We start from the raw sequence: 17,569 nt of genomic DNA on the forward strand, positions 1-17,569 counted from the left end.
AACGGTCCGGGGATCACAGCTGATAGAACTTCAACTCAAACATTTCAAAGTAATCAACTAAGACTATGGATACATTCCTGGGCTTATGTTCTCATAAATGCTTCCTCGTCAACACTGTTTAAAAAAAATTTCATTGGCTAAAGCAACTGTGGGAAGAATACGTCTAAATCTTCTTAAGTTGGGAGCCAGAATAAAGATTAGTTGTAGAAGAATTATTATCGCTATAGCTGGTGCTTGTCCTTATCAAGATATTTTATCTATTGCTAACAAAAGAATTAAAACTATTCCTAATACTGGATAAGTAGAATAAGTTGTTTTTTAAAAAAGATATCTATCATAAGTTGTTGACTGACTGATACTTTCATTTAGTCTTATTTATCGTGGAGAAAATCAAAAGTTAATATAATTATTCCCTCTTAAACTCAATTTTTGGATAATCAAAGTCAATTTTTTGATTCATCTATATTCAAAATTTCTATTAGTCCTAAAAATTATCATTTTTTATCTCTGGATTGGGCTTTCAAATTAATTTGTGAGAAATCCGGGTAATGTATCAAATACAGACGCTTCCATTGATACTTTACGATCGTTTTCGGTGACAAATGATCGTAAAATATCACCCTAACCAAATAAAACGACTCCACAAGAAGAGAATAATAGCTGCACTTAGTCCGAAGGGTGTGGCTAAAAATTCCACAAAGTCTAAAATAACTAAAAAATACTTTAAAATTGTTAATGAGCTTTGCATGGGTTGACTCCCAAAAATTTAATAAAATAACATTGGATCGGCGTAATAAGTGTCTTTTCGTTTATATTCTTAGTTTCCCCATTGTTTTAGTCCTGGTTCCTTGCTTGTTACAAATTGTAACATAAAATTTTAAACTAAGCATTTCAGACGAAAAAAACCTTGTCCTAGTTCCCCCAACTCCATAGTACAAGCTAGGTTTAGACTATTCCGTATCAAGAGATAACATTTTAAAGATTATCAAATATTCGTTCAGAGCGTTCGGTGCTTTGGTTGTGGGATTTGCACTTGATTATGATCTAACTACTTCACAGATAGAGAGAATTAGTCAAAAGACCTCGGTTTTTTAATCAACTTCATGGCAAGTTTAAATTGCGGCCAAGAAGATTAAATAAGATTTTTCAACAATCTGATCTCATTTTCTTACCTAAATTAAGAAGATTCAGGATTTTAGTATTATACTAAAAACAATAAATCCAACCCTTAACATCAATTTATAAGGATAAGAAAAAATTATGTTTGCAAACATTCCTGAACGGCAAATGAATATCCTGCGTTGGATAGCAACGCTGATATTTTATAGTTTACTTTCTTTATGCAGGAAACTGGGAATACTACTTTTCAGGTAGTTGGAGTCATGAAGAGAATCAACTAGCCAAAATTTTAGCTCCTGGTTTATATCTCTTTGGTCAATCGGTTCCTATTCCTAAACTATTTGTTGTTCCTTTTGTTATTGGTTTTTGTGGTTGGGGCGGTTATCAATTAGGTAAACAAATAGAAAAATCTTACAAAGCATTTTTGCTTCATAATCATCAATTAGTTAATAGTGAGATTGTTCGTCATAGGATGTTTACTATATCAACCTGCTTGATTTTTAATATCATATTTTTCTTTGCAGGTAACAATTTTATGCGCTTTCTGCCTGATTTTCTTGATCCATTTATCCCCATTTCAATCCTACTTTGGGTTTGCTGAATAAAAGCAAAACCCTATTTATATATTCTTTTCATCTGTTGCAGATGATCAATAGGTATGTTAGCTTATCCTCTGGATTGGTATCCAGTAATGTCCCCTAACTCATTCGGCGTATCCTTTAGACGGCATAGGTTATGGGCTAAGTTTAGCTATATCAGTTTTCAAAAGCTTAACGCTGAAAACTGATAGGTGAATGCTTAGTTATATTCTAATTTCACCAACTTGTTCTAAAATTGTTAATGGCTTTAATTCTATTAATATCTTCATTTGTTCTTCATTTTTAACCAGTAATGCGCCAGCAAATCCTAATGAATTAACAGAAATTGATTCATATTTAGGTTGCGATCGCCTAACTATCATCATCCATTCTCTAGTCACCAAAAGATTATAAGGATCGGGTTTTCCTTCTGGGTTAATCGTAATTCTTAGGCTGTTTAATAAATGCTCATAATTCTCTAAAATTTGTTGTGCTAATCCTAAAACATCATTATTATCTTGAATTAACATTTTAGTTATACCATGAACAAAATTAAAACAAGAAACTTGACCTATATTATCTTGATATGTTGCTGTTTTGATTACATCATCAATAGGAGTTTTCGGTAATTCTGGAATTAGGGGAAAAGGAACTAATTGAAGATGTTTATGGCGTTGACTAGCTCCGGCAATTTTACCACTATTATAAAACCCTAAACCATCGACTTGTAGTAAACAGGCAGATAAGGCAACAAAATCATTTAAGTTTAGTAATGTCTCTTGCTCCTCAAACTCCCGAGTAATCATCAATAAGTGATTATCTACCACATTAAACTTATTCAATAAACAAACATGAGTATCCGAAATATCTGCTACAAATAAATCTTGTTCATAAGGTAAAAAAGGATTAAAATCTTTACTTATTTTTTTCTGTTGCTTTTTGGCATTGTCTTTACGATTTAGATTAGTTAAAATTCTCACAAAAAAATCAATCTCTTCATATTGAATCAATTCATATTCAGTTGGAATCGATTTTAAAGCACCATAATTTAGAGCGTGTTCTGTTTGTTGGGTTAGATTTTGCCATAAACTATTAGGCTTTAAGATAATATTTGCTGTATTGTTCATAATCAATAACTTAAAATTCCTCTTTCTTTAATAACCAGATTCCTGTTTCAGTCATTCCTGAATCATCTGGTTGTATTAACAAAAAATGAAGTCCTTGACTATCTTCTTTTTGTTGTTCATACTTCTGTGCAGACTGAGCCATTTCTGAATCTTCAAACGTTAATAAAACCCAACGATCCACTAACCCCGATTCTAAAATTAAACCTCCAGATTTTTCAACATCGGTAGGAATATAATTTAAAGAAACTGGTTGATTATCTGCTAACCAACGGGCTAAATACATAGATTGTCTACCCCCATAAATGACCAAACCAGGAATCTTTATATCAGAAGCAATGCCTAAATCAATGGGGTTTAATTCTTCGGGTAAATCTTTAATAGGAATGGGGCGATCTCTAAAATAATCCAGAAAATCTCCTGCTTTAAAGGTCGCCAAACGCCACTTATCACCCCATAAATTTTCGGGTACAGCTTGGGGTGGAGATTGCTCTAATTTTACAGAACTAGGAAACTTATCTTTTAAAATTTGTTTCAGTTGAGAGGTTCTTCTAGTTGCTTCAATGTAAATCCCTAACGCTTTTCCTAGCAGTTGAAATAAACTCAAACATTGAGGACGAAATACTTTAACAACATCAGGAGAATATTGCTTAACCAAAGATTCTAATTCGGCAATTAACCAATTAGAATTTGCTTCGGACTGTTGACAACTTGCTTCGTGAATGATAGAACTATTTTGATCACAAATAATGAGATTCCATGTCGTGTTATTTTCATTTGTTTGTGATAAATGTTTATAGAAATCTGCTTGCCAAATAATCATGATTTGGATACAGTAAATTAATTTGATTCATAACCAATAATAACATAAACACTTTTTTAAGACTATTTTCCCCAAATTTAATATAAACCTGGACTTGTAAGAGGTTGATACCTATTGCCTAATTTGTAACAAGATGTAACTATTTCTGGGTTAAGTCTCTCATCCGCTTAACTAGGGTCAAACACTACGATACTCTAGAATAAGTCCCCTCATCGTTACATTAATTATTAACTTACCTTCTATGGTTGTTTCTAGTCGCGCTATTCGTATCGGTTCCCGAAAAAGTCAGTTAGCTTTAGTGCAAACTTACTGGATACAAGAACAACTACAAAAACACTATCCAGATCGCCAGTTTGACGTAGAAACCATGAGTACCCAAGGAGACAAAATTTTAGATGTTGCCTTGGCTAAAATTGGTGATAAGGGGTTATTTACCAAAGAGTTAGAAACGGCCATGTTGCAAAATCAGGTAGATTTTGCAGTACACTCTCTCAAAGATTTACCAACCAACTTACCAGAAGGGTTAATGTTAGGCTGTGTCACCGAAAGGGTAAACCCGGCCGATGCACTGGTAGTCCACGAAAAACACCGAGATAAACAACTAGATACCCTACCAGAAGGATCGGTTATTGGAACATCTTCCCTACGTCGTTTAGCCCAACTACGTCACCATTATCCCCATTTAACCTTCAAAGATGTTCGTGGCAATGTCAACACTCGTTTAGGTAAACTAGATTCAGGGGAATACGATGCTATTATCCTCGCTGTGGCCGGTTTACAACGTTTGGATATGAGCGATCGCATCCATCAAGTTATCCCTGATGATATTTCCCTCCATGCTGTGGGACAAGGGGCCTTAGGCATCGAGTGTCGCACAGGTGATCCCGAAATTCTAGAACTTCTTAAAGTCTTAGAAGATACCGAAACCCGCGATCGCTGTTATGCAGAACGGGCGTTCTTACGACAATTAGAAGGGGGTTGTCAAGTTCCCATTGGGGTTAACACCAAGATTGAAAATAATGTCTTAACTTTGATAGGAATGGTGGCCAGTCTTGACGGCAAAACCTTGATTAAAGATACTATTGAGGGGGAACCTTCTCAAGCAGAAAGCTTAGGTCAAACATTAGCCACCCGTTTGCGTGATGCTGGTGCAACAGAAATCTTAGCAGAGATATTTGCCCAAATTCAGCGTTCTTGACTTTTTCCGTTGACCCTAGAAATTCAGTCACGATCAGCAAAAAAATGATAGGGTGACAAAGGGATCATTAATCAAGTCAGAAGTCCATGGGGGCTTAATATCATTAAGCCCATATAGTACCAACACACAATATTTTTAACGAATATGTCAGAAAACAAAAAATCAGGATTTGGCATCCCCGGATTAGGTAAAATCAAAGAACTTCAAGATGCTTTCCAAAAAGCTCAACAAGTTCAAGCCGGCGCTCAACAACTCCAAGAAGAATTGGAGCGGATGGATATTGAAGGTTATAGCGATGAACAAACAAAACTAGTTACAGTTGTTATGAGTGGTAACCAAGAACCTCGTCAAGTCACCATTAAACCAGAAGCCCTACAACAAGATGCAGATGCTTTATCTGCCTTAGTTACCGCAGCTATGAAAGACGCTTACGGAAAATCTACTGAAACCATGCGCGGAAAAATGGAAGAACTAACCAGTGGTTTAAATCTCCCTGGAATGTAGTATCTATGTTTGTAGTCAGGAAAGCTATCGCTTCATCTTGACTACCCACTTCTTCAGTAGAGCAAAAATACTTAAATCCTATTTTTAGATACGTTATTCCTTCTATTCTGCATTCTTAATATACCATACACCACTCAAACGGCGCAAACTCGTTCTTAATTTTGTCATCATTTCTTGATAAAAGGGGTAAAATTAGGCAATAGGGTAAATATAAGTAACTTAAAAGTAATTATGATAGATGATGATCAAATTTTATGTAAGAATCAGACTGTAGGGTGGGCAATGCCCACCTTACCTAAAATGTCGGATGAATGCCCCCGCTACATTTTTCCACAAAATACTAATTAAAATTAGCGGGGGATGAAATCCGACCAATAAATTAATGGCAAAGCAACGATTTAATTCTACGATCTTCTGGTAAACTATGCTATACTTAATCTATCTGAGGTCGAGGATTAATCAATGCTAGTTGTAGAAGCTAAACTTAAAAACGGAACACTAGAGCAGTAACAGAAACTAGATGAAGCCATTAGGGTATCTCAGTTTGCGCGTAATACCTGCGTTCGTTATTGGATGGATAATAAAGGGATAACCCGTAATTATCTCCAAAAACTTTGCTCTACATTAGCTAAAAATCAAGACACACCTTGGGTAACTTTATTAAACTCTCAAGCCCGTCAATCTGCTGCTGATAGAGCTTGGCAATCAATTAATAGATTTTATCAAAATTGTCGTGCCAAGATATCAGGCAAGAAAGGGTTTCCTAAGTTTAAAAAATATAGTCGTTCTGTTGAGTATAAACTAACAGGATACAAGCTATCTGATAACAGACGTAAAATTAAATTCACTGATGGTTTTAAAGCCGGAGAATTTGATTTATGGTGTAGTCAAAGAACCATTATTTATTATTCAGAACAACAGATTAGACGGGTAAGAGTTGTGAGACGTGCTGACGGTTATTATTGCCAGTTTCTTATTGATGTAGAACGTCAAGAAAACCATAAACCAACGGGACAAGTAACAGGGATTGATCTGGGCTTAAAAGAGTTTTATACTGATTCTCAGGGAAATACTGTTGACAATCCACGCTATTTAAGGAAATCAGAAAAGCGTCTTAAAAAAGCACAAAGACGATTATCAAAACGTTTCCGTAAAGGGCCCAAACAGTCTAACAACTACCACAAGCAACGGGTTAAAGTTGCCAAGCTTCATCTTAAAGTATCAAGACAACGTAAAGACAAAGCAATTAAAGATGCTTTGGCGTTAGTCCAATCTAATGATCTGGTGGTCTATGAGGCTTTAAAGATTAGAAACTTAGTAAAGAACCATAAGCTTGCCAAATCTATTTCTGATGCTTCTTGGTATCAATTCACTGAATGGTTGAATTATTTTGCGAAGATTTATCGCATCGTTTGTGTTGCTGTACCTCCCCATTTCACCACTCAAGATTGTTCAGTTTGTAGCACAAGAGTTCAAAAATCATTAAGTACCAGAACTCATCAATGTCCTAACTGTAAAACAGTCTTAGATAGGGATCATAACGCAGCAATTAATATACTTAAAAAGCGATTCAGCGCGGTCTTGGGGGTTTCCCCCATGAGCGACTGAATCAAGAAGGGTTTGAAATATTTGGGAGAACATCTCAACGGTACTGTAGGGCATACAGAAACCGACCCAAACGCCTTGGGAGAGTCCGACCTCTGGATTGTTAATGGCAACATTGATGATTTAAGTTGTCTCGTTGAGCAAGGAATTTCTAATAGTGATGTGGAAAGAATCCCCCGTTACAACGCAGTTTAACGGGGGAGTATGTCAACATTTCTTGCGAAGCAAGTTTTAATTTTCTTTGATGTTATTTAACCATTCACGGAGTTGTTCAGCCGCAACTTCTCGGCCACCTAAACCGAAGGCTAAAGCAATAGCTGCAGCAATACCACCCACCAATAAACCAAAAGCTAGATTAACGATATTGGGGGCAATACCCATCTGTTGTAAAGCCATAGCGATGACAAAGACGAGAATAGAAATACGCGCCGTATGACCTAAAAACCGAGCCTGACGAGTGCCTGAATTGGTAATCAAATTAAAGCAAGGTGATTTCCAAGAAAAAGTTTCCCACCCATTCTCAGAATCTGTTTGTAGAACATCTCAAATAAGCGAAAAGGGAAAAATAAAAAGTTGTTCGCGGATACTTTCCGCGAACAAAAACCTCCCTATCTAAAAGAAAGAAATACGCTAACTTTTAAATTAGCTTTGACTATTTTTAAAAAGGAAATTCACTTAATTTTACACTCTTATTAACTTTTTAGACTAACTGGGTCTAATCAAAATATCCCATTTAGGTAAGTGAGGATTACGTTCTAAACGTTTCTCAATTTCCTTCATCTCTTTTTTCGTTAAAGAAATGCCTTTTTGATAAACTTTTTTACTTAACTTAACTATCGGATTTAAGCCTTTCCATGTCATAGTTTTTACCGAAGCTAACATCGTTTGAGCATTTCTCAGAAGTGTTCCGTTCCAATGCCTCTCTAAAATTCCCCAACATCTTTCTATGGGATTATATTTACTGTGATAAGGAGGAAAATATAGTAATTGAATAGATTTCTTAGTTTGGTCGGCAAACTCTACCATTCTCTTCAAAAATTGCCTTCTTATTCCACTATTTTCTGCTCCATTATCAACTTTAATTTGGATGTTCTCTAGTTGCTGCTTTTCAGTTATACTCAGACTTGTCCACCATTGCTCCAAGTTATCTACCATGAAATCACTCGTTTTATAAGAACTTCCAAAAGTTACATAAAGTTGCCCTGTCTCTTCATCTACAATCCCACAAGGAACGTATTTTTCTTTAGTTCCCATATCATGATCTTGAGCTTGATTATAACCTCTGGTTTGTCCGCCACGTGAATATTCTCCTATTTCCACAGTTGCTTTACAATCCATACTTAAACGTTTCACAGAAGGGTCTTTTTTTCTATCTTTTTTCTCTATATTCTCGAAGATAGCGTCCGTCTCCGAGATTTTTTTTTAGGTTTAGCTTTTACCACTTTTCTTAATCGATAGCCCAAACGATTTAAAATATCTGCCATTGTCGAAGCAGCAGGAACCTCCTCTCCATTATAGCCTAGATTTCTTAATTGTTTAATGGCTTCAGCCGCCGTTAATCTTGTATAGGCAATGGGGTTATTAAATGTGGGGTTTTGTTGTGCGTGAGCTTCGGCTATTTCTTTCAATGATTGGGCAACTATTGGGTATCTTTCCTCCCATTTTTTACATCCACTATTGACTGATTGTAATCCTAAACACACTATCCCAGTTCGTTTTTCATGTAATCCAAGTTGAACATTTTTTCTCCCCCAACCAAACACGATTTCGGTTTGTCTGGCACTTCCTCCACAATACTTGAGACACATTTCAGCTTGAAATGAACGACGCTCTGCTCCCGTCATTTTTGAGGCTGCTAAACGTAAATCATCGACCATCGACGGGGTTAAGGGATTATTTGTCTGTTTTAGCTTCAATTTACTCTCTCTAATCTTTTTACCTCTTCATTTTAATCTATTTCTTCTGTTTTTTCAGACAAGCCAATTATGAAATTTTAAAGTTGTGTACCAAGATCCGCTAACTCTCTGTTCCTTTTATTTCTTGAAAGTCTTTAGTCCAAGCGATTACCCCCTATGGGAAAAGCTTTCTCGGAAATCACCCAAAGATTGGCTAAATAGAGTCCTAAAGCCAACACAGCCAAGCCAACCAACACTTGACCAGCGATCGCTAATAAAGTGCCTACCACAGCCCTTAAAGCTTCGATTTCGAGAATATCTACTGCTGTTAAAGAGGCAATCAACATCACTGCCACTAAAACAACAATCCCGGCAATTTGTGAAGGGGTTTTTGTTTCGGTGGTAGTTTCTGGGGTTTCTTCGCTGGTGGTTTCTGGGGTTTTAGGGGTTTGGGCGATACCCAACCATTGAAAAATGTTGTCAAAACCCACACTACTTAGGGTTTGCTGAAAAAGTTTCTCCAAAATTTATGCCACTTTTGACCAAGAATTTTCTGACAAATCAATAAGTTTTAGTACATAAAAATTGTTTAAAGTATAATCAAAATTAATGAAAGGCGGTTTGATGAGTTCCCCTGTTCTATTATTAGTAAATAAGGACAAAAAAAGCGACAAAAACTGCCTCAGAAGTTTAGAAAGATTGACAAATAAAAATGTAATAGCAATAGATGTAATGGAGGTTTCAGGGAGTTTTGTCATCACGAGATTTAGGCTAAATCTTCGTTTAGCTTGTCCAAACTTTCCCTCAATAGCATTACGGAAGCATTCATCGGAGTGGGCTTGTTTCTTTTCTTCTTCACTGACATTTTTCGGAGGTCTTCCTAACTTCGGACCACTGATTCTTATACCTCTTTCCTTACACCAATTTCTGTTTTCCCTAGTTCGATAAATTTTATCTACATGGACGGATTCGGGATAATAGCCAAACGTTTCTTTATACTTTTCTACTTGTTCTTTTAAATGACAAGATTCATTGAAGTTTTCCCAACTTATTTTGTCTAGAAACACATAGTTATCTACACAGCTTACTGAGAGTTTAGCTCCAAACTCTATTGGTTTTCCTGCTTTTCCCCTCACTATTGGACGAATATGCCGTTGAGTTAAACTTACAATTCTTTGAGGAACACTCTGGGTCTTATTCTCCCACATTGACTGTTGTTGTTCATAAACTTTTTTGATAGTCTCTAGACAATTTTTCTGTCTTTTACTCAGATTTTCCAGGGAAGCCCCAGCTTGAATTAAGTCTTCTATATTTCCTAAATTTTTCTTAAGGTATTTTAACTGTTTCCCGATAGCTTTTCTTCTTTCTTGATAAGATACTTTTCGTTTTTTAGCTACTTTTAAGTATTCCTTTCTAGCAATTTTTCTAGAAGTTCTCGGCTTTTTTCTCAATTTTACTCTTAATGGTTTATAAAGATTATCTATTATTCTTTCTGTCTCAATTCTAGCTTGATTTAATATGCCTAAATCCGTTGGGTATTTGATGTCTGCTGGCGCACAAGTCGCATCTAAAATTAGTTTACCTTTATTTTTTATTTTTTCTCCTTTTTCTTGGAGACAATCCTTTTTTTTTACTTCTTTATCACTCTTGTCTATTTCTCTTTTTACTATTTTTTTATTGATTTTGTTTATCAATTCTCCATCAATTCTTTTCCTAAAATGAAGTAGCATTGAAGATTCCAGTGGTGGCTCTTGTTGATAACAATTTAAACCTATAAAGTATTGTAGATAGGGATTTTCTCTAATCTGTTCTATAGTTTCTCTATCACTTATTCCTAATTTTTCCTTAATAATTAATGTCCCTAATGCCATTCTAAATAGTTTGGCTGGCGCACCTTTTTCTGCTGAAAAAAGTTTAGCATATTCTTCCTCAAAATCATCCCAAGGTATCAACTCTGCCATGATTACCCAACGATTATTGGGGGACAATTTACCCTCGAAAGGTAATTCAAATTTTTCTGGGGGCGGTAAAGGTTGCTCCTCTTTTCGATACATTTGTTCTTGACCAACAACTGGGAGGTGTTTCTACCAATTATAGCGGTTTGTAGCCGACAAAGCTGATCTTTTTTGCGATCGCGAATATGGGTGTAACCTTTTAAAGAATAGGGTTTTGCTTTTATTCAGCAAACCCTAATTATTTTAAAGTGTTTATGAACAATTATTTCTTCAAAATCTTTTGCTTTCCCAAACGATAAGACTCCGCTTTAACTAATAATGATTTAGCAAATTCCATTGCATCATCTGAGGAATGTCCTCCTGTTAATTGTGCTAATTCCTCTTTTCTGGTTTGGATATTTTCTAATGCTTTTACTCTGACGACGGTTCTTAATTCGGGTAAACTTAATTGTCCATTTTCTTCGTTTTCTAGTTCCGATAATTCTTCAATAATTTGCTTTTCAACTCGGAAATGATTTTCGGCCATGGCCGCAACTAATGGTTGATGAGTGACACATAAAACCTGATAAGTTTCGCTTAAACTATGTAACTTTTCTGCGATCGCTTGGGCAACTTTTCCTGATACTCCTGCATCAATTTCGTCAAAAATCAAGGTTCCTGAACATTTTTCTGACTTAGCAAAACACGCTTTTAATGCTAAAAGAAAACGACTCATTTCCCCTCCAGAAGCGGTACGGGATAAGGGTTGTATTTTTTCCCCTGGGTTGGGACTAAAATAAAAAATAATTTGATCGCTGCCATTAATACTAGGATTACAAGGAGTTATCTGACAAACAAAAACAACTTTATCCATAGCTAAAGGTTTCAATTCTTTAACTAATTGTTTCTCTAATTTTGTAGCAGCTTTCTGTCTTAATAATGTTAATTCTTTGCAGATATTTCTTAATTCTTCTTCCGCAAGATTATATTCTTTTTCCAACTTTTCAATGGACTGCTCATCATCGTTTAATTCCTCTAATTCTGCGCTTAATTTCTGATAAAAACTAATAGCGTCTGCTAAATCTGGTCCATATTTACGACAAATACGCTTAATTAGATTAATGCGTTCTTCTACCTCTGTTAATCTCTGGGGATCTGCTTCTAACCTATCCCCATAACCGTTTATCTCTTTTCCTGCTTCTACAACCTGGGTTAAGGCTGATTTTACCATCTCTAATAATGGTTCAATCTCCGTATCATAGTCTGTCATATTTGTCAAGAGCATTTCTGCTTCCCCCAAGCGATCGGCGATCGCAGGTTCCCCATTATCGTCTTGATAGAGAAGTTGATAGGTTTGGTAGCTTAGTTTCTGCAACTCTACCACATGGGAGAGGCGATCGCGTTCTTGTTCTAGTTGTTGGAGTTCATCGGGATCGTTTAACTGTGCTTCATCTAGTTCTTTGATTTGATATTCCAACAAATCAAGGCGTTGTAATCTTTCTTGCTCTGATTTTTTACGTTTATCTAAAATTTTCTCTGCTTTCTTCCAATTTTCGTAAGCAGACTCTACTAATTTTCGTTGTTTGAGGATAGTATTACCCCCATAAAGATCAAGTAATTCCCGTTGTCGGGTTGCGTCCATTAGTTGGACAGTTTGACCTTGTGCGGTAATTTCCACTAAGAGATGGCGGAATTGTCCCATTAACTGTAAGTTTACCAGAACTCCATTAATTCGGGAACGGGAGCGCACAGTTGTCCCCGTTAAAGATAACTCTCGTAAACATACTACAGTACCATCATCCAGAGTATCAATTTCTTGCTGCTGTAACCAGGCTAACACCCTCTCATCTTCCTCAAATGTCGCTTCTAGGGACGCTTGTTGGGTTCCCTGACGAATGAGACGGTTATTAACCTTACCCCCTAAAACAACGTCGATCGCATCGAGGATAATGGATTTTCCGGCCCCTGTTTCCCCGGTTAACACATTTAAACCTTGACTAAACTGGAGGGTTAAGCGATCGACCAACGCAAAATTTTTAATCTGCAGTAAGGAAAGCATGGAGTTGGGGTTTAAGGATTAGTATAAGTTTATTCTTTAATCTTAAGCAATTTCCAGAAAAGTGCAACTTAAGCAAATCAGGATAATTATACGAATACAGTTGACTCAAATTTTATGATAGCGTAGATAATATTTTCGCATTTGTCAATCAATAAAACTATGTTATTAGAGTTAAAACGGTTTGATATTCCCCCAGGACAAAAAATTTTCTTAAAAGAGGTTACTTGGGATGAGTTTGAACAAATTTTAGAAGAATTGGGGGAACACAGAGGCAGTAAAATTGCTTATCATTATCACACCTTAGAAATTATAACACCGTTACTTGAACATGAACGCAATAAAGAAATCATTGGTGATTTAATTAAAACTCTTTTAATTTACAAAAAGTCAAAAAATCAGGAAGAAATAAAACAATTAAAGAGTTTAGGAGATGGGTTAATGAACAAATATAGCATTTCTCGCGTCTCACAAGGTACAGAATTTTCTAGTTTTAGGAGTTCGGAGTTAGGAGTTAGGAGTTCGGAGTTAGGAGTTAGGATGCGCGATATTAGGTGTACATATTGAGTGACAGAAATGCTATAAAGCATAATTGAATAACTGTTCACTATTCACTGATAATAGAAACACCATTACTAGATAATTGAGTTACCCAAAATTCCAAATTAGGATCTTCTATTTTTTCTCTAGCTATTTTTTTGATAGTTTCTGCCTCGGTTTGGGACTGACATAGAGTAAATACAGTTGGGCCTGATCCTGACATCATTGTTCCCAGTCCCCCTGCTTGTTGTAAAATATCTCTTAATTGAGTAACTTGGGTATATTCAGGTAAAACAACTTTTTCTAGATCATTGTGTAATAACTGTCCTATTTTTTCTCCATCTTTGTGACTGATTGCTTGTACAAACGAACCAGAATGAATATGAGAGCTACGAGACTTAATTTCTTCCCTATCATTAATATAAGTCTCGGCAAATTGTTGTTTATAAGTTTTGTAAGCCCAAGGGGTTGAAACAGAGAGATTATTATATTTAGCAAGAACAACCCACAAATTGTCTAAATCTTGAATAGCATCTAATTTTTCTCCTCTACCTGTAGCGATCGCCGTGCCACCACTGACACAAAATGGCACATCGGAACCCAACTTTTCCCCTAACTTTTGTAATTGGGGTATAGTTAAACCTAATTCCCATAATAGATTTAATCCAACTAACACCGCCGCCCCATCTGTTGAACCTCCTGCTAGTCCAGCAGCCACAGGAATTTGCTTATCAATAGTAATATTAACTCCGCCATAATTAGCGAATGCTTGGGTAAATTCTTCGCTCATTAATTGAGCAGCCTTATAAGCAATATTAGTGTTATCTAAGGGAACTAAAGGATGATTACAATGTAGATTAATTTTTTGAGTTCCATTAGAGCGAATTTCCAGGCGATCGCCTAAATCAATACTTTGTAAAATCATCACTAACTCGTGATAACCATCGGGGCGATCGCCGACAATTTCCAAATATAAATTAATTTTAGCTGGGGCAATTAACTGATAAGTTCTCATTTTCAGTTCGTGGGTTGAACAATGGATAATGGATAATGGATATAGGTTGAATTGTAAATTCAACTAGCTCCTGCTTTTTTTAATAATTCAATCACATCAGGATAATTATTATATTCTGCTAGAGACAGAGCAGTATAACCGCTATGATTTTTTTCATCTAAATTAACATTATCCCTTGCTAATAAGAGTTTAACCACATTAACGTAACCACGATGAGATCCCCACATCAGGGCCGTTGCCCCAGTTTGATCTGTTAAGGTTATATCTGCTCCTGCTGTCAGTAATAAATGTAACAGGGTAACATTACCCTCATCAGCAGCCTTCATCAACCCTGTGCGTCCATTAGGAAGTCTGGTGTTAGGGTTTGCCCCTCCATCCAATAAAGCTTGAATAATTTCTGAGTTGCCATTAGTCATGGCCAATGTTAGGGGAGTTTCCCCGTAATTTTTGCGGTTAGGATCAGCCCCATATTTCAATAATTCTTGCACTATTTTGGTATGGCCTTGTACCACAGCTAAGATCAGGGGTATATCTCCAAATTGGTTGGCTAAGTGAACATTCGCCCCGGCCACTAATAAAGCCTTAACCGCCTCTAAATGCCCCTCTACGGCGGCATAATGTAAAGGGGTTTCTGCTTCTTGATCTTGTTGGTTAACCTTTGCTCCTGAAGCGATTAGAGCTTGAATAATGGCTGTTTGACCTTCAGCCGCAGCTAAAAATAATAAGGTTTCTCCCTCAGCATCAGGACTATCGATGTCGGTTTCGGGGGTTAATAGGGATTGAAAAACCTTTAAACTGCCACAACGAATGGCAAAAACTAGAGCTTTTTCAGGGGTTAGTTCATCTTGAAAATTCGGGAGTAGGTGTATAATGTCGGGATAATCACCTTTGATAGCCAGTTTCAAGGCAGTATTACCTTGTTTATTCTGATGATAGATATCAGCACCAGCAGACATTAAATGGGTGACAATCTCTGTATGTCCTTTGTAAGCAGCGATCATCAAGGGTGTGTTGCCATCATCATTTGTTTGGTTAACCTGTGCTTTGGCTAAAATCAAATCTTGAACAATTTCAACTCGGTTAGCAGCTACGGCAAACATCAGGGCCGTTAAACCCGAAAAGGCTCGTTGTTGATTAACGTTTGCCCCGGCCAACAATAAACAATGTACAACTTCTCTATGTCCTCTCTGCGCTGCGTACATTAAGGCACTGGTATTTTGTAAATCAGTGCCATTGACGTGAGCGCCTTGTGCTAATAAGGTTTCTACGGTTGGACAGTCTCCTTGTCGGGCAGCGTTAACAAGTTGGAAATCAAGCGGTGAAACCATATAACCCTTTCCTTAGACTCTATTCTTATTATGATCGGCCTCTCAAGATGCCCATGTGGTGAAAACCGTACTTAGAAGAGGTTGCGCTTTTTAGCAATACTTTGTTGTATTTATTTACATAAGTTAATAAATATTTGCAAAGGAGAAAAATTTTATGTTAACCCTCGTCATTTCCTTATTAGTTGTTGGTTGGACTGCTGCTGCTGTAATTGGGACAGTGCGATTCGTTGAGCTAGAAAGCTGACATCCAAGTACATTACAAGGATACAGCGTGTAGCTCGTTCAAGAGCCTTTTAAAAGGTAATCCAAAGGTTAAATGACCAATCACCCTCCGAAGAGAAAACAAAGCCTAGAGCGCATTCTTTAAAAGGGGTAAATACGAAGGTCAAATGGGTAAAACAACACCCAACAAAGCAATAACTAATAAAGTTTACATAACTTAATTAGTTATTACCGAACTAGCTAAGTAGGGATAACCGAACAGCCAATGAACCTGGAAACTTGAATAACTGTTGGTTTGTTGGCAGAAAGGAGCCACACTCGGAATCAAGGGATAACTCATCCCAAGAGTGACGACGTAACCCTCCGTTTTGGAATTAGTAAACCCAGGATGGAAGCAGGGTTAAAAGGAGAACCCGTCATGAAACAGCATTTTGGAGTCGTTCTTTAAGTCAATCGGTCATGGTTAAACATTACGTTGAATCATCGTCCTGAACCCTCATGAATACTATAAGTAGCCAAATCTGTTTGATAGGCTGCGTTCAAAAGAACAAGGTGAAAAGTGGAGAGTTTGTCCCCTCATCCACACAGATTCCTAAAAATAACCTGGGGGAGAGAATTAGGGGTCGAAAAGGAAGTCACCTTCCTCTCCTCCCATTCCGAACCGTGCGTGAGACTTTCACCTCACACGGCTCTCGGCAATTAGTCCCTTGTCTAGGGTACTGTTAATACATCGTCTTTCCATTCATAGCCATTATAAGTGCCAATCATAGAGGTAGTCATTTTTGCTTTTGGCATCGTGACAGTGACGATGTAGAGCTTGTAGGTTGTTGTAAGTATCCTTTCCACCTTTCGATTTCGGGATGATGTGGTCAACTTCTATCAAGTCTTCAGGTGTGAAGTGTTGCTTGCATTGAGGGCATATACCTTTCTGTTTCTTTAAGAGTTTCGCAACCCTGGCTGGTGTCCCAGTATATGTACCTCTTCTTTTGCTCCAGTAAGTCCAGTTCCCGTCGTAGGGTGATGATTCAGGCTTAACCAGTGTATGTCTCTTAATTTCCGTTTCGGTGTGGTGATAGAGGACATATTCCCTTGTTTGGAATGTCCATTTCCCTTGTTTTCCGTATGAGAAATATTTTTTGAGGGCATCATACAGTGGTGTCTCTTTCTTTTTCCTGTTTACTGTCCAGGCTCTAAGTGTATTCCATAATATTGAATCTTCGGATGAGAATGTTTCTCTACTTGTTACAGTTCGGTAATAATTACACCATCCTCGGATTATGGGGTTTAATCTTGCGATTAACACTTCTTGTGGGGCTTTCTTGTTGGCTTTTACAACCTCTTTGATTGCCTCATGATGCGCCAGTATCTTTTTCTTGCTTGGTTTGATTAAGGTTTTGAAACCTATTGCTTTGGATTCTATCCCCCATTTTGAATTTCCTCCTGTTTTACCGGAGTGGTGTTTTCCAACGGGGTATGACCTTATGTTGAATCCAAGGAAATCGAAACCGGGGTCAATGGTTTTCCCGTCATGTTCAATACTTTTTAGGGTATGTCTGATGGAGTTTTTTCTGTTGAGTTCCAATCCGACCTGGTACGAGCTCGATTTATCCCNTCCTAACCNTCACCAA

Annotated in this window: 11 protein-coding genes and 5 pseudogenes; 5 read left to right on the plus strand and 11 right to left on the minus strand. The window is 37.0% G+C overall.

The annotated features are described in order from the left end of the window. Window positions 1-301 (plus strand): annotated as a pseudogene (locus tag CWATDRAFT_RS20960) (transposase); the annotation flags it as partial. A gap of 315 nt (window positions 302-616) precedes the next feature. On the opposite strand, the gene CWATDRAFT_RS41120 reads toward CWATDRAFT_RS20960, so the two are convergent. The 3 genes from CWATDRAFT_RS41120 to CWATDRAFT_RS20970 form a co-directional block, all read right to left on the minus strand. Beyond that, the gene (locus CWATDRAFT_RS41120; RefSeq protein ID WP_007312006.1) at window positions 617-748 is read right to left on the minus strand and encodes a hypothetical protein; all 132 of its coding nucleotides are present in this window, start codon (window positions 746-748) and stop codon (window positions 617-619) included. A 1,173-nt stretch (window positions 749-1,921) separates the two neighbouring features. Further along, window positions 1,922-2,824 carry an ATP adenylyltransferase family protein gene (locus CWATDRAFT_RS20965; RefSeq protein ID WP_007306927.1) on the minus strand — a complete coding sequence of 301 codons (903 nt, stop codon included), beginning with the start codon at window positions 2,822-2,824 and terminating at the stop codon, window positions 1,922-1,924. Window positions 2,825-2,834: 10 nt separating this feature from the next. Next, entirely contained in the window at window positions 2,835-3,644 is an 810-nt protein-coding gene (locus CWATDRAFT_RS20970; protein ID WP_007306926.1) for a Tab2/Atab2 family RNA-binding protein, read from the minus strand. Between the two features lie 241 nt (window positions 3,645-3,885). Between CWATDRAFT_RS20970 and hemC the strand changes: the two genes are divergently transcribed. The 3 genes and pseudogenes from hemC to CWATDRAFT_RS20985 all read left to right on the plus strand — a co-directional run bounded on the left by hemC (window position 3,886) and on the right by CWATDRAFT_RS20985 (window position 7,146). Further along, window positions 3,886-4,842 carry a hydroxymethylbilane synthase gene (hemC, locus tag CWATDRAFT_RS20975; RefSeq protein WP_007306914.1) on the plus strand — a complete coding sequence of 319 codons (957 nt, stop codon included), beginning with the start codon at window positions 3,886-3,888 and terminating at the stop codon, window positions 4,840-4,842. 144 nt (window positions 4,843-4,986) lie between these two features. Next, entirely contained in the window at window positions 4,987-5,346 is a 360-nt protein-coding gene (locus tag CWATDRAFT_RS20980) for a YbaB/EbfC family nucleoid-associated protein (RefSeq protein WP_007306915.1), read from the plus strand. 462 nt (window positions 5,347-5,808) lie between these two features. Then, window positions 5,809-7,146: pseudogene (locus tag CWATDRAFT_RS20985) on the plus strand (RNA-guided endonuclease InsQ/TnpB family protein). Window positions 7,147-7,182: 36 nt separating this feature from the next. Here the strand turns inward: CWATDRAFT_RS20985 and CWATDRAFT_RS20995 are convergent. The 5 genes and pseudogenes from CWATDRAFT_RS20995 to recN form a co-directional block, all read right to left on the minus strand. After that, window positions 7,183-7,434 (minus strand): annotated as a pseudogene (locus CWATDRAFT_RS20995) (mechanosensitive ion channel); the annotation flags it as partial. Window positions 7,435-7,656: 222 nt separating this feature from the next. Beyond that, window positions 7,657-8,828 (minus strand): annotated as a pseudogene (locus CWATDRAFT_RS41925) (ISAzo13 family transposase). A 173-nt stretch (window positions 8,829-9,001) separates the two neighbouring features. After that, window positions 9,002-9,370 carry a hypothetical protein gene (locus tag CWATDRAFT_RS21010; RefSeq protein WP_007306923.1) on the minus strand — a complete coding sequence of 123 codons (369 nt, stop codon included), beginning with the start codon at window positions 9,368-9,370 and terminating at the stop codon, window positions 9,002-9,004. A gap of 3 nt (window positions 9,371-9,373) precedes the next feature. Beyond that, the gene (locus tag CWATDRAFT_RS21015) at window positions 9,374-10,900 is read right to left on the minus strand and encodes an IS5-like element ISCwa2 family transposase (RefSeq protein WP_007306922.1); all 1,527 of its coding nucleotides are present in this window, start codon (window positions 10,898-10,900) and stop codon (window positions 9,374-9,376) included. A gap of 163 nt (window positions 10,901-11,063) precedes the next feature. Beyond that, on the minus strand, window positions 11,064-12,839 hold the full coding sequence (recN, locus tag CWATDRAFT_RS21020; RefSeq protein ID WP_007306921.1) for a DNA repair protein RecN: 1,776 nt from the start codon (window positions 12,837-12,839) through the stop codon (window positions 11,064-11,066). A gap of 159 nt (window positions 12,840-12,998) precedes the next feature. On the opposite strand from recN, the gene CWATDRAFT_RS21025 reads away from it, so the two are divergent. Next, the gene (locus CWATDRAFT_RS21025) at window positions 12,999-13,403 is read left to right on the plus strand and encodes a Uma2 family endonuclease (protein WP_007306917.1); all 405 of its coding nucleotides are present in this window, start codon (window positions 12,999-13,001) and stop codon (window positions 13,401-13,403) included. 40 nt (window positions 13,404-13,443) lie between these two features. Here the strand turns inward: CWATDRAFT_RS21025 and ispE are convergent, their stop codons facing one another. The 3 genes and pseudogenes from ispE to CWATDRAFT_RS21040 all read right to left on the minus strand — a co-directional run. Then, window positions 13,444-14,391 (minus strand): 4-(cytidine 5'-diphospho)-2-C-methyl-D-erythritol kinase, encoded by a 948-nt coding sequence (gene ispE / locus CWATDRAFT_RS21030; protein ID WP_021829365.1) that lies wholly within the window; start codon window positions 14,389-14,391, stop codon window positions 13,444-13,446. 59 nt (window positions 14,392-14,450) lie between these two features. Then, window positions 14,451-15,719 carry an ankyrin repeat domain-containing protein gene (locus CWATDRAFT_RS21035; protein ID WP_007306919.1) on the minus strand — a complete coding sequence of 423 codons (1,269 nt, stop codon included), beginning with the start codon at window positions 15,717-15,719 and terminating at the stop codon, window positions 14,451-14,453. Window positions 15,720-16,652: 933 nt separating this feature from the next. After that, a pseudogene (locus tag CWATDRAFT_RS21040) lies at window positions 16,653-17,532 on the minus strand (HNH endonuclease); the annotation flags it as partial. Between the last annotated feature and the right edge of the window lie 37 nt (window positions 17,533-17,569).

Origin of the sequence: Crocosphaera watsonii WH 8501 (assembly GCF_000167195.1) — a bacterium.
GTDB lineage: Bacteria > Cyanobacteriota > Cyanobacteriia > Cyanobacteriales > Microcystaceae > Crocosphaera > Crocosphaera watsonii.

Excerpts from the sequence above, each read along its gene's own strand:
- CWATDRAFT_RS41120 (WP_007312006.1), bottom strand. The coding sequence starts at position 748 with ATGCAAAGCTCATTAACAATTTTAAAGTATTTTTTAGTTATTTTAGAC.
- CWATDRAFT_RS20965 (WP_007306927.1), bottom strand. The coding sequence starts at position 2,824 with ATGAACAATACAGCAAATATTATCTTAAAGCCTAATAGTTTATGGCAA.
- CWATDRAFT_RS20970 (WP_007306926.1), bottom strand. The coding sequence starts at position 3,644 with ATGATTATTTGGCAAGCAGATTTCTATAAACATTTATCACAAACAAAT.
- hemC (WP_007306914.1), top strand. The coding sequence starts at position 3,886 with ATGGTTGTTTCTAGTCGCGCTATTCGTATCGGTTCCCGAAAAAGTCAG.
- CWATDRAFT_RS20980 (WP_007306915.1), top strand. The coding sequence starts at position 4,987 with ATGTCAGAAAACAAAAAATCAGGATTTGGCATCCCCGGATTAGGTAAA.
- CWATDRAFT_RS21015 (WP_007306922.1), bottom strand. The coding sequence starts at position 10,900 with ATGTATCGAAAAGAGGAGCAACCTTTACCGCCCCCAGAAAAATTTGAA.
- recN (WP_007306921.1), bottom strand. The coding sequence starts at position 12,839 with ATGCTTTCCTTACTGCAGATTAAAAATTTTGCGTTGGTCGATCGCTTA.
- CWATDRAFT_RS21025 (WP_007306917.1), top strand. The coding sequence starts at position 12,999 with ATGTTATTAGAGTTAAAACGGTTTGATATTCCCCCAGGACAAAAAATT.
- ispE (WP_021829365.1), bottom strand. The coding sequence starts at position 14,391 with ATGAGAACTTATCAGTTAATTGCCCCAGCTAAAATTAATTTATATTTG.
- CWATDRAFT_RS21035 (WP_007306919.1), bottom strand. The coding sequence starts at position 15,719 with ATGGTTTCACCGCTTGATTTCCAACTTGTTAACGCTGCCCGACAAGGA.